The sequence below is a fragment of the Roseinatronobacter thiooxidans genome, from assembly GCF_001870675.1.
GTDB classification, from domain to species: domain Bacteria; phylum Pseudomonadota; class Alphaproteobacteria; order Rhodobacterales; family Rhodobacteraceae; genus Roseinatronobacter; species Roseinatronobacter thiooxidans.
The window spans coordinates 173,374-187,593 of record NZ_MEHT01000045.1 but is presented as its reverse complement, the minus strand read 5'-3'; the positions used below and the strand labels follow the sequence as shown (position 1 = coordinate 187,593).

At 60.4% G+C, this 14,220-nt stretch carries 17 protein-coding genes; 5 read left to right on the top strand and 12 right to left on the bottom strand.

From position 1 onward, the window contains the following. Positions 1–60 precede the first annotated feature (60 nt). The 9 genes from BG455_RS14925 to BG455_RS14885 form a co-directional block, all read right to left on the bottom strand. Complete coding sequence (locus BG455_RS14925) at positions 61–840, bottom strand: succinate dehydrogenase iron-sulfur subunit (protein ID WP_071470795.1); 780 nt, start codon at positions 838–840, stop codon at positions 61–63. 10 nt (positions 841–850) lie between these two features. Continuing rightward, positions 851–1,162: a hypothetical protein gene (locus BG455_RS14920; protein ID WP_071470794.1), complete on the bottom strand. Its 312-nt coding sequence runs from the start codon at positions 1,160–1,162 to the stop codon at positions 851–853. Further along, positions 1,162–2,967, bottom strand: a complete 1,806-nt coding sequence (gene sdhA / locus BG455_RS14915) for a succinate dehydrogenase flavoprotein subunit (protein WP_071470793.1) — start codon at positions 2,965–2,967, stop codon at positions 1,162–1,164. The genes BG455_RS14920 and sdhA overlap by 1 nt, the downstream gene beginning before the upstream one ends. Before the next feature lie 9 nt (positions 2,968–2,976). Further along, positions 2,977–3,357: a succinate dehydrogenase, hydrophobic membrane anchor protein gene (sdhD, locus tag BG455_RS14910; protein WP_071470792.1), complete on the bottom strand. Its 381-nt coding sequence runs from the start codon at positions 3,355–3,357 to the stop codon at positions 2,977–2,979. Between the two features lie 13 nt (positions 3,358–3,370). Next, entirely contained in the window at positions 3,371–3,754 is a 384-nt protein-coding gene (gene sdhC / locus BG455_RS14905; protein ID WP_071470791.1) for a succinate dehydrogenase, cytochrome b556 subunit, read from the bottom strand. Positions 3,755–4,015: 261 nt separating this feature from the next. Further along, a complete protein-coding gene (locus BG455_RS14900; RefSeq protein WP_071470790.1) occupies positions 4,016–5,044 on the bottom strand; it encodes a MaoC family dehydratase in 1,029 nt (342 codons plus the stop codon). 74 nt (positions 5,045–5,118) lie between these two features. Continuing rightward, positions 5,119–5,322 (bottom strand): DUF1737 domain-containing protein, encoded by a 204-nt coding sequence (locus BG455_RS14895; RefSeq protein WP_071470938.1) that lies wholly within the window; start codon positions 5,320–5,322, stop codon positions 5,119–5,121. After that, positions 5,322–5,882 (bottom strand): NnrU family protein, encoded by a 561-nt coding sequence (locus BG455_RS14890; RefSeq protein ID WP_071470789.1) that lies wholly within the window; start codon positions 5,880–5,882, stop codon positions 5,322–5,324. Before BG455_RS14890 ends, BG455_RS14895 begins: the two co-directional genes overlap by 1 nt. Before the next feature lie 5 nt (positions 5,883–5,887). After that, on the bottom strand, positions 5,888–6,754 hold the full coding sequence (locus BG455_RS14885; protein ID WP_071470788.1) for an HpcH/HpaI aldolase/citrate lyase family protein: 867 nt from the start codon (positions 6,752–6,754) through the stop codon (positions 5,888–5,890). 193 nt (positions 6,755–6,947) lie between these two features. Between BG455_RS14885 and BG455_RS14880 the strand changes: the two genes are divergently transcribed. The 4 genes from BG455_RS14880 (at position 6,948) to BG455_RS14865 (ending at position 10,077) form a co-directional block, all read left to right on the top strand. Beyond that, positions 6,948–7,247 (top strand): hypothetical protein, encoded by a 300-nt coding sequence (locus BG455_RS14880; protein WP_071470787.1) that lies wholly within the window; start codon positions 6,948–6,950, stop codon positions 7,245–7,247. 75 nt (positions 7,248–7,322) lie between these two features. Next, positions 7,323–8,198, top strand: coding sequence for a MurR/RpiR family transcriptional regulator (locus BG455_RS14875; protein WP_071470786.1), 876 nt, complete (start codon positions 7,323–7,325; stop codon positions 8,196–8,198). Between the two features lie 2 nt (positions 8,199–8,200). Then, positions 8,201–9,526 (top strand): aspartate aminotransferase family protein, encoded by a 1,326-nt coding sequence (locus tag BG455_RS14870; protein WP_071470785.1) that lies wholly within the window; start codon positions 8,201–8,203, stop codon positions 9,524–9,526. Continuing rightward, positions 9,523–10,077: a carboxymuconolactone decarboxylase family protein gene (locus tag BG455_RS14865; protein WP_071470784.1), complete on the top strand. Its 555-nt coding sequence runs from the start codon at positions 9,523–9,525 to the stop codon at positions 10,075–10,077. Before BG455_RS14870 ends, BG455_RS14865 begins: the two co-directional genes overlap by 4 nt. Positions 10,078–10,142: 65 nt before the next feature. Here BG455_RS14865 and infC read toward each other — a convergent pair whose 3' ends face one another. Next, positions 10,143–10,631, bottom strand: a complete 489-nt coding sequence (gene infC, locus BG455_RS14860; protein WP_245735564.1) for a translation initiation factor IF-3 — start codon at positions 10,629–10,631, stop codon at positions 10,143–10,145. 244 nt (positions 10,632–10,875) lie between these two features. Between infC and BG455_RS14855 the strand changes: the two genes are divergently transcribed. Beyond that, entirely contained in the window at positions 10,876–11,517 is a 642-nt protein-coding gene (locus BG455_RS14855) for a hypothetical protein (protein WP_071470782.1), read from the top strand. A gap of 87 nt (positions 11,518–11,604) precedes the next feature. On the opposite strand, the gene BG455_RS14850 is transcribed toward BG455_RS14855, so the two are convergent. Both BG455_RS14850 and BG455_RS14845 read right to left on the bottom strand, forming a co-directional pair. Then, a complete protein-coding gene (locus BG455_RS14850) occupies positions 11,605–13,644 on the bottom strand; it encodes an ASKHA domain-containing protein (protein ID WP_071470781.1) in 2,040 nt (679 codons plus the stop codon). A gap of 85 nt (positions 13,645–13,729) precedes the next feature. Next, on the bottom strand, positions 13,730–14,146 hold the full coding sequence (locus BG455_RS14845) for a universal stress protein (RefSeq protein ID WP_071470780.1): 417 nt from the start codon (positions 14,144–14,146) through the stop codon (positions 13,730–13,732). Positions 14,147–14,220: the final 74 nt, after the last annotated feature.

Sequence of the window (14,220 nt, the reverse complement as noted above, 5' to 3'; positions counted from 1 at the left end):
AAAAAGCCGCGTCCCCTTCACAGGCAGGACGCGGCTTTTCAGGGTACAGGGGCGATGCGTTTACAACACGCGCTCGACCATCATTTTCTTGATTTCCGAAATCGCCTTGGCCGGGTTCAGCCCTTTGGGGCAGGTCTTGGCGCAGTTCATGATCGTGTGGCAACGATACAGCTTGAACGGATCATGCAGATCATCCAGCCGCTCGCCCGTGGCTTCATCGCGCGAGTCGATCAGCCAGCGATAGGCATGCAGCAGGGCGGCTGGCCCAAGGTAGCGGTCGCCATTCCACCAATAGCTGGGGCAGCTTGTCGAACAACATGCGCACATCACGCATTCATACAGCCCGTCCAGTTTTTCGCGGTCTTCAATCGACTGCTTCCATTCTTTTGCGGGCGTGTTCGTGGTGGTTTCCAGCCAAGGCTTGATGCTGGCATGCTGCGCGTAGAAATGCGTCAGATCCGGCACCAGATCCTTGACCACGGGCATATGGGGCAGGGGGTAGATTTTAATGTCGCCCTTCACCTCGTCCATGCCGAAGATACAGGCAAGCTTGTTGCCGCCATCGATATTCATGGCGCAAGACCCGCAAATCCCCTCGCGGCAGGACCGCCGGAAGGTCAGCGTCGGGTCAATCTCGCTTTTGATCTTGATCAGCGCGTCCAGAATCATGGGGCCGCAGCTGTCCATATCGACGAAATATGTGTCAACGCGCGGGTTTTCCCCGTCATCGGGGTTCCAGCGGTAAATCTGGAACTTGCGCAGGTTCTTGGCCCCTTCGGGCTTGGGCCAGGTCTTGCCTGTGCGCATCTGGCTGTTCTTGGGCAGGGTCAGTTGGACCATGAGTGCCTCCTTAAAGCAGGAACGGGGCAAGCCCGTCTGTGGCTAGACATCTAATCGTTTCGGGGCGCGTGGCAATCTCGACCACCAGCGCGCTGGTCTGGGGGCTGACAGCGGGTTGGCCCGCCGCCAGCGCAAGGCGCGTCAACTCGTTTGCGCTGGCATTATTGATGACGCAATCGCTGGCAGGTTCCAGCGGCACGCCGGGAAAGTTTTCCGCCAATGCGGGGCGGACAGTCCGCTTTGCCGCATCCCGCGCCAGTTCATCTTGCACATCCGCGCAAGATGCCAGCGCCAGAAGCGCCCCGATGGCGGCAACCCGCATCAATAGACGCGCGCCTTTGGTGCGATTTTCTTCATGTCGATCCCGCCATCGGCTTCGGCGGTCAGGGGCGTTGTGACAACTGGGCGGTAATCCAGCCGCACATCGGCCCCATCAGCCCAAGCCAGCGTGTGCTTGCGCCAGTTGGTGTCGTCGCGGTCTGGGTAATCCTCATGCGCATGCGCGCCGCGGCTTTCCTTGCGCGCCTCGGCACTGACCACAGTTGTCAGCGCGCAGGGCATCAGGTTGTCCAACTCCAAAGTTTCCATCAGGTCGGTGTTCCAGATCAGTGATCGGTCCGTGACCTTCACATCCGCCATTTTGGCCGCGACGGCCTTCATCTTGGTGCAGCCCTCGGCCAGCGTCTTGTCGGTGCGGAAGACGGCAGCATCGTCCTGCATCGTCTTTTGCATCTCAAGGCGCAGATCGGCTGTGGGGATTGCCCCATTCAGATTGCGGAAATGATCGAATCGCGCAACCGCTTTGTCCACGCTGGCTTTGTTCAGCGTCGGGTTTGCCGCTTTCGGGTCGACCACTTGGCCCGCGCGAATGGCCGCCGCACGGCCAAACACCACCAGATCGATCAGAGAGTTAGACCCAAGGCGGTTCGCCCCATGCACAGACGCACAGGCCGCTTCGCCTACAGCCATCAGGCCGGGGGCTATGCGGTCGGGGTTCTCGCTATCTGCGTTCAGAACCTCGCCCCAGTAATTGGTTGGAATGCCGCCCATATTGTAATGCACGGTCGGCAAAACAGGGATCGGTTCCTTGTTCAGGTCCACCCCCGCAAACACCCGCGCCGATTCCGAGATACCGGGCAGGCGCAGTTTCAGCGTCTCTGGTGGCAGGTGGTTCAGGTGCAGATGGATATGGTCCTTATTCGGCCCAACCCCGCGCCCTTCGCGGATTTCCATTGTCATGCAGCGCGACACCACATCGCGGCTGGCCAAATCCTTATAGGTGGGCGCATAGCGTTCCATGAAGCGCTCGCCCTCGGAATTGGTCAGATAGCCGCCTTCGCCGCGCGCGCCCTCGGTGATCAGGCAGCCCGCACCATAAATGCCGGTGGGGTGGAATTGCACGAATTCCATATCCTGCAAGGGCAGGCCCGCGCGTGCAGCCATGCCATTGCCATCACCCGTGCAGGTATGCGCAGATGTCGCGCTGAAATAGGCGCGGCCATAGCCGCCCGTGGCCAGCACCACCATCTTGGCGCTAAACAAATGCAGCGTGCCATCATCCAGCTTCCATGCCAGCACGCCCTGACACACGCCATCTTCGGACATGATCAGGTCAGTGGCGAAATACTCGATAAAGAACTCGGCCTTTTGCTTGACCGACTGGCCGTAAAGCGTGTGCAGCATGGCGTGTCCGGTGCGGTCGGCGGCAGCGCAGGTGCGCTGCACAGGCGGGCCTTCGCCATATTCGGTGGTGTGGCCGCCAAAGGGGCGCTGGTAGATCTTGCCCTCTTCGGTGCGCGAAAACGGCACGCCGTAATGCTCCAGCTCATACACGGCCTTGGGGGCCTCGCGCGCCAGATATTCCATGGCATCCGTATCGCCCAGCCAGTCAGAGCCTTTGACCGTGTCATACATATGCCACTGCCAGCTGTCCGGCCCCATATTGCCAAGGCTGGCGGCAATGCCGCCCTGCGCGGCCACAGTGTGCGAACGTGTGGGGAAAACCTTGGTCACACAGGCGGTTTTCAGCCCTTGTTCGGCCATGCCAAGCGTTGCACGCAATCCGGCACCGCCCGCGCCGACCACCACAACATCATAGGTATGTTCTTCAATCTTATATGCAGACATTTCTTATCCTCAAGCGCTGAACAGCACAGTTGCAACCGACAGCACACCTGCCACGCCAACGGCCCAGCACAGCAGCGTATTCGCCAATAGCGCAGCGGTCCGCTGCGTCTTGTTTGGAACGTAGTCCTCGATCACGGTCTGCAAACCCTGTTGCAGGTGCGAAAAGGTCGCAATGATGAACAACACCGCCACCAGCGCATGCCACAGGTTGGAATATGTGGCGACAAACGCCTCATGCCCGCCCCCCAATGCGCGCCCGAACGGAAAGATGAACAACAGCGTCAGCGGAATCAGCGCCACGGATGTGACACGCTGCGACCACCAATGATGCGAGCCTTCGCCCGCAGCGCCAGACCCGTGCACGCGGGCATAATCTGTCTTGAACCCCATGTGTCCTGCCTCCTCAGACGATGATGATGGTCAATAGTGTCAGCACCACAGTGCCTGCGAACACAGCGTAGCTGGTCTTCTCGACAGTCTCGACATCCATCATCCGGCCGGTGTCCCAGATCAGGTGACGGATGGAATTGAGCATGTGATACCACAGCGCCGCCAGCGACCCGATCAGCACCAACAGCCCCAGAATCGATGTCAGCATACCGTCAACGAAATCAAAATATTCGGCGCTGAACGCGCCGGCTGCAAACCACCAGACAATCAGAACCGCGGCCAGCGTCATGCCGACACCTGTAATGCGGTTCAGGATCGATGTGATCGCAGACAGGGGCAGGCGGTAAATCTGCAAATGCGGAGATAACGGGCGCTTGCCCCGGTTCACGTCAGCCATGCAAGGCTCCCTTTGCTTTGACAAGGCTGCGGAATGGCAGCCCGACTGTTTATTCGTCTGACATACCGATTTTCACGCGAATGTCACGCACTCAGGTGGGTCAGGACGCGGGAATCCTGTATCTTTACGACAAAAACCTGTCCATTTCGGGGTTTGTGATCACTTAAATCAAACGTGTGATCACAAATAAAGCCGCGACTGCGCAGCGCCTCCCCGACTGGCCCGCACCACGGCCCCCCAAGGAATCGCGCCAAGTCTGCGCTAGAGGGGCATAAACACCCAGTAATCCAGATCAAGCAGCACATCGGGGTGATATTTCCCATCCGTGCCTTTCAGCACATCGCGCCCGCCCTTTGTGGCCACCAGCCGCAACCTCAGCGCGCCGACCCCGGGTGCCTGTGTCTCGGCCCGGTCCAGCACCTCGGACCAAGCGCGGATCGTGTCGCCCGCGAAACAGGGGTTGGCATGGCTTCCAGCATTGATCGCGGCAATCATCTGCGCATTGGCCAGCCCGTTGAACGACAGCGCGCGCGCCATTGAAATCACATGCCCGCCATAGATCAGCCGCTTGCCATCGGCCCGCTGCGTCCCGTCGAAATGTACTTTCGAGGTGTTTTGCCACAGCCGCGTGGCCAGCATATGCTCGGCCTCTTCCACCGTCACGCCGTCCACATGGTCGATCTTCTCACCAATCGCGTAATCGCCCCAGCGATGCGGCTCGCCCGACAGGGCCGTGTCATAGGTGCTGAAATCCAGCCCCTCTGGCACGATCAGCGCCTGCGCAGGCACCACAGCCGCCAGTTCCGGCACGACAGTTGCGGGTGCTGGCGCCTCCAGATCACGTTTGCGCACCATCACCCAGCGCACATAGTCCAGCACAGGCGCCCCATGCTGGTTCACGCCTTGCGTTCGCACCCAGACAACCCCGCTTTTACCGTTCGAGTTCTGCTTCAACCCGATCACTTCCGACTGGCTGCGCAGGGTATCGCCCGGATAAACAGGGCATAGGAACCGCCCCTCCGCATAGCCCAGATTGGCCACAGCATTCAGGCTGACATCGGGCACCGTCTTGCCAAAGACAATGTGAAACCCGATCAGATCATCGACAGGGCTTTGCGGCAGACCACAGGCCCGTGCAAATTCATCCGACGAATACAGCGCCGTGCGCGCCGGATACAGCGCATGATACATCGCGCGCTCTCCGCCAGAAACCGTGCGCGGCACAGCATGGTTAATCACATCGCCAATGCGGTAATCCTCAAAGAACCGCCCCGCAGTTGTCTTGCTCATCCCATCCTCATTTTCTTGCTTGCAAATACTCGCGGGGGGGGCCGCTTGCGGCCGGGGGCGGCAGCCCCCCTGACTTATAGACTTCCGAGCTTCAGCTCGGGCGAATAGGTCACATCCGCATCCTTCACCACGGCTTGCGCACAGCGCATCTGCCCGCTTGCGGGGTCATGGGCATAGGCGGGCGATCCATACAACTCCCACCCCTGCGCCAGAGCTTGCGTCACCTTGTGGCAGAAGGCGGATGTATCTTCCGCTGTCAACAGGCGGTACGCGCGCATCAGGACGCCCCCCCGAAGGGCCATGGCCCCAGCCAGCCATGGATCTGCCCCACCACCAGCATCAGGAACAGCGCGCCCACAATCGCCGCGCCTTCTTTCCACATGGGCGCTTCGGGCGGGCGGGTCCAGTCGCGGTTGGCGCGGTTGATCAAGATCACCGACACCACTGCCCAAGCCAGCAAGCCGCCAAACAGGATCAGCCCTTGCAGCGTGCCCACCACCAGTAAATGCCCGACCGCCCATGCCTTGAAGCCCGACAATTGCGGGTGGCGGATGCGGCGGTGCAGGTTGGTTTTCAGCCCCGAGACTGCATAAAGGTAAAAGGCCACGAACAGCAGCAGATTATTGAGATGCACCATCCAGAAGGGCGGGGTCCATAGCCAGACAGGGTCTGCCATGCGGTAGCCGATCACCATCAGCACGATCGAGATCAGCAGGGCAACCGCAACCACGCCCTTGCCACTCTCGCCCATCGCGGCGCGCTTTTCGGGGGCAAGGCGTTTGAAGAAATGCGCCCCCGCCCATAATGCGACCCCAAGGATCAGTAAAAAAGTTCCCATTCTGGCTACTCCGTCAATTCTGCAATGGCTTGTGCTTTTGCAAGGATTTGCTGTGCACTCACAATATGCAGGTTTTCAACGATCTTGCCATCCACAACCGCGACCCCTTCGCCGCGCGCTGTTGCCGCATCGAAAGCCGCGATCTGGCGCTGCGCCAGATCGATTTCGGCCTCGGACGGGGCGAAAACCGCGTTTGCAATGGAAAGTTGCGCAGGGTGGATCAGCGTTTTGCCGTCAAAGCCCATATCGCGGCCCTGTTCGCATTCCGCCCGCAACCCGTCCTCGTCCTTGAAGGCGTTATAGACCCCGTCAATCGCCACAATCCCTGCCGCTTTTGCCGCCAGCAGCGGCAATTGCAGTGACATCATCAGCGGCAGGCGGTCCGCGCGGTAGCGGCAACCCATATCCTTGGCCAGATCATTCGTGCCCATAATAAACCCCGCCATTCTTGGCGCGCAGGCAATCGCATGCGCATTCAGCACGCCCAAGGGCGATTCCATCATCGCCCAGATGCGCGTGTCAGCGGTGTGCGGGCTTGCATCAAGGCGGCGGGCAAGCTCTTCGATATCGGCTGCCTTATCGACCTTGGGCAGCAAGATCGCCTCTGGCTGCGCCTGTGCGATCACATCCAGATCATCTGCCCCCCATTCGGATGACAGCGCATTGATCCGCACCAGTTTTGCGCGTGTGCCATAGTCATGGCTTTGCAACGTCTCTGCCAGAAGCCTGCGCGCGCGGGCTTTCTCATCCAGCGCGACCGCATCTTCCAGATCAAAGATGATCGCATCAGCGGCCAGCCCTGTCGCCTTTTCAAGGGCGCGCTCTTTCGAGCCGGGAATATAAAGAACAGACCGGAAGGGGCGCGTATCCATGTGGTTTTCCTCGCAACTTTATGTCGCTTGTGCATCATTTCCGGTCACAAATGGCAAGGGGGTATGCGCTGCATCGCAGCAATTTCTTTCGATGTTGCGCGCTAACATGGGGCGAACGCTGGCTTAACCGGGTTTTCGCCAAAGCGTGGCAGGCTGTTGGAATGCTCGGCTCTGAATAGGAAGGAGGCATTTCATGCGCAAACTCTACTGTGCTTTCATGGTCGCTGTCGCAAGTTTTGGCGCACCACTTTCGGCGCAGCCCTTGCAATGTGGCCCGCGCGCGGCCGTGCTGGATATGCTGGCAGCACAAGACCAGTCGCGCCGCGCCATTGGTCTGGCAGGGCGCGCGGTGATGGAACTTTTTGCCGCGCCGGATGGCGGGCGATGGACAATCACGCTGACCATGCCCGACGGGCCGATGTGTCTGCTGGCCAACGGGGTTGCGTATGATGGCATGATCGAGTCGCTGCCCATGCAGGGCACGGCGTTGTAACAGGTGCGCAACATATGTTGCGTGATTTGGTTCAAGTGTTGCGTTGCGGGGGCGTGGGTGATATATCATCGCCCTATGACCGAGTCCTTTGCCAGAATCCTTGCCACACGCTTTGACGGGCTGCCCGCGCGGATGCAGCAGGCCGCGCGCTGGATTGCGGCGCATCCGCGCGATGTGGCGCTGTTGTCGATGCGCGAACAGGCGCGCATGGCGGGGGTGCAGCCTGCAACCATGACACGGCTGGCGCAGGCGCTGGGCTATGACGGGTTCGAGGCTTTGCGCGCCGAACATGCGGCGGCCTTGCGCCAAGCGCCATCGCGGCTGGCGCGGCAGGCGGATGACCGTTTGCCCCTGCATGCAGACAGTGCTGCAGGGCAGGCGCAAGAAATGCTGTCTGTCGCGCAAGACCAGATCACGGGGCTGCGCACAGACGAAATGCTTGCAGCCCTATCCTTGGCCGCAGACTGCCTGATCAAGGCGCGGCGCATCTATGTTTTGGGTCTACGCTCCAGCCATGCGGTGGCATGGCACCTGCATTATGCGCTGTCACTGGTCACAGACCGCGCGCATCTGCTGGACGGTGTTGGCGGCACCGGGCTGGATGCCCTGTGGCATGCAGGCCCCGAGGATGTGTTATTCGTTTGCGGTGTTGCCCCTTACACCCGCGCGGTGGTCGAGGCCACGTTGCAAGCGCAGGCGCGCAACATCCAGATTGTCGCCCTGACCGATTCGCGCCTCTCGCCCTTGATTGCCGCGCAAGGCGTGGCGCTGATCGTGCCCACCGGCAGCGCCAGTTTTCTGCATGCCATGACCCCCGCTTTCCTGATCGCCGACACGCTGGCCGCACTTGTCGCGCGCGCCGATGACCCCGGCACGCTGTCGCGGCTTGAAGGGCTGGATCGCCAGTTGGCCGCGCTGAACACCTATATCTCTCACCCGATCGAGGTTTGACCATGACACATCTTCTGCACCGTTCCATCCACACCCCGCCGCGCCATGCAGTTGCGGCAAAGGGGCTGCATTTTACCGATTCCGCAGGGCGCGACTATATCGATGCCTCTGGCGGCGCGGCAGTGTCCTGTCTGGGCCATGCCCATCCCGACGTGATTGCCGCCCTGCATGCCCAGCTTGACCGGCTGGCCTATGCCCATACCGGCTTTTTCACCACTGATGTGGCCGAAGAGCTGGCCGACACCCTGATTGCGGATGCGCCAGAGGGGCTAAGCCACGTCTATCTTGTGTCCGGCGGCTCCGAGGCGGTCGAGGCTGCGCTGAAAATGGCGCGGCAGTATTTCACCGAAACGGGACAGCCCCAGCGCCGCCATATCATCGCGCGCCGCCAAAGCTATCATGGCAACACGCTGGGCGCGCTGGCGGCAGGGGGCAATGAATGGCGCCGGGCGCAGTTCAAACCGCTGCTGATGCAGGCGCATCACATCGCGCCCTGTTTCGCCTACCGCGAACAATGGGCGGGCGAGAGTGACGCCGAATATGCCGCCCGCGCCGCCGCAGAGCTGGAAGCAAAAATTCTGGAACTGGGCGCAGATACGGTTGCGGCTTTTGTGGCGGAACCTGTGGTGGGCGCGACTGCGGGCGCAGTGCCCGCGGTGGGCGATTATTTCAAACGCATCCGCGCGATTTGCGACAAATACGGCGTGTTGCTGATCCTTGACGAGGTGATGTGTGGCATGGGCCGCACCGGCAGCCTGTATGCCTGCGAACAAGACGGAATATCGCCCGACCTTCTGACCATCGCCAAAGGGTTGGGCGGGGGCTATCAGCCCATCGGGGCCACACTCCTGAGCCAGAAGATTTATGACGCCTTCGCGCAGGGCAGCGGGTTTTTCCAGCATGGCCACACCTATATGGGCCACCCCATGGCCGCCGCCGCAGGGCTGGCGGTGCAAAAGGTCATCCGCGATGACAAGCTGTTGGACAATGTGCAGGCCATGGGGGCAGAGTTGCGCCACCAGTTGCATGCGGCTTTTGGCCAGCATGCCCATGTGGGCGACATTCGGGGCAGGGGGTTGTTTCAGGCCATCGAGCTTGTCGAGGATCGCCAGACCAAAGCGCCGTTTGACCCGTCGCGCAAATTGCACGCACGCATCAAGGCAGAAGCGATGGCGCGCGGGCTTATGGTCTATCCGATGGGCGGCACAATCGACGGCGTGCGCGGCGATCATGTGCTTCTGGCCCCGCCCTTTATCGTCACTGCTGCAGATGTGGCCGAGATAACAGGGCGTCTGGCCGAGGCGGTGAATGCCGCATTGCAGCCATGACGCGCCCCATCGCCCCAATCCGCGATGCAGATTGGCCCGAAGCGGTTGCAGATTTGCGCACAGGCTTTGCGGGCAAGATGAATGTTTACCGCATCATGGCCCATCACCCCGATTTGCTGCGCGCATGGACAGGGCTTCGGCACCATATCGTACAGTCCTCTGCCTTGGGCCGCATGCGGGCAGAGGTGGTGATCCTGCGTTTGGCCTATAAGCTGTCATCCAGCTATGAATGGAATCAGCATGTTCTGCGTGGTCTGGATGTTGGCCTGTCGACGAAGCGAATCGAAAGCCTGCGCGGGCCGGTATGTGACATGGCACAAGACGATGCGCAGCTTGCAGGCGCGGTTGACATGCTGCTGGCGCATCACCGATTGCCACCAGAGCAGCTGAGCCAGCTGGAAACCCTGATCGGGCGGCCCGCTGTGCTGGATCTGATGGCCACAATGGGCATGTATCTGACGCTTGGCTTCATGCTGAACAGCACGCAATGCCCATTGGACGATGATGTTGCAGCTGATCTGGCCGCAACCGCGCCAGACCTGATGATGTGATCTTCGCATAGAAAAAGCCCGCAATGTACTATTGCGGGCTTGTCGTTCTGGCTGTGCCGTTTGCGTCAGCGCGGCGCGATCATCATGATCATCTGCCGCCCTTCCATTTTGGGCATATTCTCGACCTTGCCAATCTCGCCGACATCGGCCGCGACGCGGTGCAGCAATTCCGCGCCAATATTCTGGTGCGCCATCTCGCGGCCACGAAAACGCAACGTCACCTTGACCTTGTCACCCCCTTCAAGAAACCGCATCACGTTGCGCATCTTGACTTCATAGTCATGCGTATCGGTATTGGGGCGGAATTTGACTTCCTTGATCTCGATGATGTGCTGCTTCTTGCGGGCTTCGGCTTCGCGCTTTTGCACCTCGTATTTGTATTTGCCGAAATCCATGATCTTGCAGACGGGCGGCGCTGCATTGGGAGAGATTTCGACAAGGTCTAGGCCGGCCTCATCGGCCAGCGCCATCGCCTGAGACGGGGTCACAACCCCCAGATTTTCACCTTCGGCCCCGATCAGGCGAATCTCTGGCGCGCGGATGCGGTCATTCACGCGCGGTCCGGTGTCACGTTGTGGCGGGGCATTATGCGGTCTGCGGGCTATGGTGTCGTTCCTTGTTCTGTTTAGATCGGTGAGATACAGTAAATCTGTGCCATGCGCAATTCAAGCGCGAAGATCATGCGCGCATTGCGATAACAAGCTTGTTTTCGCAGTTGCAGCAAAGCCCCCTTTGCAAAGGGGGGCAAGTCTGGCATAGCGCGCGGCAATAACTTTGAATGTTCACAAGGATCGTGCCATGAATAAATCCCTTCTTGTCGCAATTGCGGCTGCTGCGGCGGCCATCGGTATTTGGTTCGGGATTCAGTCGCGTCAGGCCCCTGAAGTTCTGGAGCCAGCGGTTGAAACCACACCCGCACCGGAAGTAACAGAGCCAGAGGTCGAAGCCCCCGAACCTGTAGAGCCTGAACCAGAGCCCGAACCCGCCATCGAAGAGCCGATCGCGGAAGAGGCTGCTGAAGAACCAACCACCGAAGAACTGATGGAAGATGTCGCATCGGATGCTGCCGAGACAGTTGAAGAGGCAGTCGAGGGTGCTGTTGATGCAACAACCGAGTCGGTTGACGCGATTGTGGATGACATTGTCAATGACGATGCCGAAGCAATTGACGAAGCCGCAGTGGAAGACGCCGTTCAGGATGCAGAGGAAACTTTGTCTGACGAAGCGGCTGAAGAGACTGCGGATGCGATCGAGGAAGCGATCGAGTTGCAAGACCTTGGTCTTGACCTGTCGCTGGAGTCGATTCGCGCCCAGATCGACGCGGCCAACCTGAATCTGGCAGAGCGTGGGATTATCGAAACCATGCTGCAAGCTGCTGGCGAAAACCCAGAATTGCTGGAACAGATCGTCGTGCGCCTGCGCGAGATGACAGGCAACTGATACGGCAAAAGCCTCTGTTAAAAGGCCCGGATACCTGTTGGTATCCGGGCCTTTTTCATAGTCAGCGATAAGCCGGCATGGCGCGGGTCAGCCCTTGCGCCGCCTGCGCCGCCCCCCCTCTGACTCGCCGCCGCCGGTGTTGAAGCTGACATTCGGCAAGGTGACGATCTTGCTTAACTCCGGAAATGTATCGACCGCGTGGGGCAGGGCGTTGGCATTGACGAAATGTTCCTGAAACCGCGGTTCAATCGCGGTTTCCACCTTGTGGATGCGCCGCACAGTCCCTTCAATCGCATGGCGCGCAGCAATACTGCACAACGCCATGCGCGCGCCGGTTCCGGCGGCATTGCCTGCGCTGGTCACATTCACCAGCAGCGCGTCAGGGATCATGCCCAGCACCATCGCGTGTTTGGAGCTGATATGCGCCCCGAACGCGCCCGCAAGAACCACGCGGTCCACATGGTCGGTTCCGATTTCATCCATCAACAACCGCGCGCCTGCATAAAGTGCCGATTTCGCAAGCTGGATTGCGCGGATGTCGCCTTGCGTCACAGTTATGTGCGGCCCGCCTGTCGCGGTGGCATCATGGATCAGATAGGCATGGGTGCGCCCCTCGGGCTGGTTGCGCCATGTGCCTGTCTGCTCGGCTGACCCGATCAGGCCAGACGCATCGACAAGCCCTGCCATGCGCATTTCGGCCACCGCCTCGATTATCCCTGACCCGCAAATGCCGGTAATGCCTGTTTGGGCTGTCGCGGCGTCAAAGCCCGGCTCATCCGACCACAGATCACAACCGATGACCCGAAAGCGCGGCTCTTTGGTGACAGGGTCAATCTCGATCTTCTCGATCGCGCCGGGGGCCGCGCGCTGGCCGGAGGAGATTTGCGCCCCCTCAAACGCGGGGCCAGTGGGCGAGGAACATGCCAGCACCCGCCGCTTGTCCCCCAGCAGGATTTCGGCATTGGTGCCCACATCGACCACCAGCACCAGATCATCCGATGTCTCGGGGCTTTCGGACAGCGCAACTGCGGCGGCATCCGCGCCGACATGGCCCGCGATGCAGGGCAGCAGATAGCCACGCGCGGCAGGGTTCATGGCCTTCATGCCCAACTCGCGGATATCCAGCGAGATTGCGTCAGACGTGGCCAGCGCAAAGGGGGCTTGGCCCAGTTCCACCGGATCAATGCCCAGAAACAGATGATGCATGACCGGATTGCACACGATCACGGCTTCCATAATCTCGCGTGGGCTGACCTGCACCTCTTCTGAAATGGCGGTGATCAGCGCATCCATTCCCTCGCGCACTGCGCGGGTCATTTCGACATCGCCGCCGGGGTTCATCATGGCATAGCTGACACGGCTCATCAGGTCTTCGCCAAAGCGGATCTGCGGGTTCATGATACCGGAAGAGGTGACAACCTCGCCCGTGCGCAGGTCGCACAGATGCGCAGCAATGGTGGTCGAGCCAAGATCGATGGCCAGCCCGTACAAGCCCCCCTCATACAGGCCCGGCCAGATATCCAGCACGCGGTGCGGCCCTGCCTTGTGGTCCTTGTGCAGCGCAACTGTGACGCGCCATTTCCCGTCGCGCAAAGTGGGTTGCAACTTGCGCAGCACATCCAGACCGGCAGTGATTTCGGGTATCTCCCACTCGGCGCGCAGCGCTTTGGCAAGGCGCTCGAAATCGCCCGAAGGTTCGTGCATATCGGGTTCCTGCACCTCGACGAAATACAGGCGGGTTGCAGGGTCCATCGTCATGGCGCGCGCAGTTGCGGCCTTGCGCACAACCTGACGGTGCACCTGGCTTTCGGGCGGCACGTCTATCACGACATCGCCCATCACTTTGGCCTGACAGCCCAGCCGCCGCCCCGCGACCAGCCCGCGCTTGTCGTGGTAGCGCTGTTCGACCGAATTCCAGTCCGACAGCGCATCGGGCGCGACCGTCACCCCGTGTTTGGAATATTCGCCCACCCCCGGTGTGATCTGGCATTTGGAACAGATGCCGCGCCCGCCACAGACTGAATCAAGGTCCACCCCCAGCTGCCGCGCAGCGGTCAGCACAGGGGTTCCAAAGGCGAAGCGGCCCCGCTTGCCTGAAGGTGTGAAAATTACCAGCGCATCCGACATGCATTTCCTCCTGAAGTCATCCCTCAGATAACCGTCTGCGCGCCAGAGGAAAGGCCGGATCGCGGCATATCGTGCCGAATTACCGTCAGCGGGCCACAAGCACCGAAATCTGCGAATGCCGCACAACCCGCGAAGCGGTGGAGCCGATGAAATAATCGCTCATCCCCGGCTTGTGGCTGGCAACCATGATCAGATCGGCCTTGCAGTCTTGCGCGCAGGCCAGAATATTCTCGGACGGGCGCCCGCCACGAATGTCGATATCGACAGTCTTGGCCCTTGCAGACGCGGCCAGCGAATCAAGCTGTTCGCGGATCGCCTTGCGGTGTTGCAACAATTGCTCGCGCGCGACAGCGGCGGCCAGATAGGGCGGAACTTCGTCCAGCACATGCACAAGCGTGATGCTGCCCCCCGCATCCACCAGTTTATTGGCTTTCTGGATCAGGGCGCGGCTGGTGGCCCCTTTGTTGAACAGGGCCACGGCCACAACAATTGATTTATACATGTTCACGTCCTTTCGCAGTTTCTGTGCAAGCGTCTTGCGCGCCGTGCAGATTGCTGTGGGCCAGCATTGCACAA

Excerpts from the sequence above, each read along its gene's own strand:
- sdhC (WP_071470791.1), bottom strand. The coding sequence starts at position 3,754 with ATGGCTGACGTGAACCGGGGCAAGCGCCCGTTATCTCCGCATTTGCAG.
- sdhA (WP_071470793.1), bottom strand. The coding sequence starts at position 2,967 with ATGTCTGCATATAAGATTGAAGAACATACCTATGATGTTGTGGTGGTC.
- BG455_RS14865 (WP_071470784.1), top strand. The coding sequence starts at position 9,523 with ATGACGCGCCCCATCGCCCCAATCCGCGATGCAGATTGGCCCGAAGCG.
- BG455_RS14855 (WP_071470782.1), top strand. The coding sequence starts at position 10,876 with ATGAATAAATCCCTTCTTGTCGCAATTGCGGCTGCTGCGGCGGCCATC.
- BG455_RS14885 (WP_071470788.1), bottom strand. The coding sequence starts at position 6,754 with ATGGATACGCGCCCCTTCCGGTCTGTTCTTTATATTCCCGGCTCGAAA.
- BG455_RS14875 (WP_071470786.1), top strand. The coding sequence starts at position 7,323 with ATGACCGAGTCCTTTGCCAGAATCCTTGCCACACGCTTTGACGGGCTG.
- sdhD (WP_071470792.1), bottom strand. The coding sequence starts at position 3,357 with ATGGGGTTCAAGACAGATTATGCCCGCGTGCACGGGTCTGGCGCTGCG.
- BG455_RS14890 (WP_071470789.1), bottom strand. The coding sequence starts at position 5,882 with ATGGGAACTTTTTTACTGATCCTTGGGGTCGCATTATGGGCGGGGGCG.
- BG455_RS14920 (WP_071470794.1), bottom strand. The coding sequence starts at position 1,162 with ATGCGGGTTGCCGCCATCGGGGCGCTTCTGGCGCTGGCATCTTGCGCG.
- BG455_RS14845 (WP_071470780.1), bottom strand. The coding sequence starts at position 14,146 with ATGTATAAATCAATTGTTGTGGCCGTGGCCCTGTTCAACAAAGGGGCC.
- BG455_RS14900 (WP_071470790.1), bottom strand. The coding sequence starts at position 5,044 with ATGAGCAAGACAACTGCGGGGCGGTTCTTTGAGGATTACCGCATTGGC.
- BG455_RS14870 (WP_071470785.1), top strand. The coding sequence starts at position 8,201 with ATGACACATCTTCTGCACCGTTCCATCCACACCCCGCCGCGCCATGCA.
- BG455_RS14925 (WP_071470795.1), bottom strand. The coding sequence starts at position 840 with ATGGTCCAACTGACCCTGCCCAAGAACAGCCAGATGCGCACAGGCAAG.
- BG455_RS14850 (WP_071470781.1), bottom strand. The coding sequence starts at position 13,644 with ATGTCGGATGCGCTGGTAATTTTCACACCTTCAGGCAAGCGGGGCCGC.
- BG455_RS14895 (WP_071470938.1), bottom strand. The coding sequence starts at position 5,322 with ATGCGCGCGTACCGCCTGTTGACAGCGGAAGATACATCCGCCTTCTGC.
- BG455_RS14880 (WP_071470787.1), top strand. The coding sequence starts at position 6,948 with ATGCGCAAACTCTACTGTGCTTTCATGGTCGCTGTCGCAAGTTTTGGC.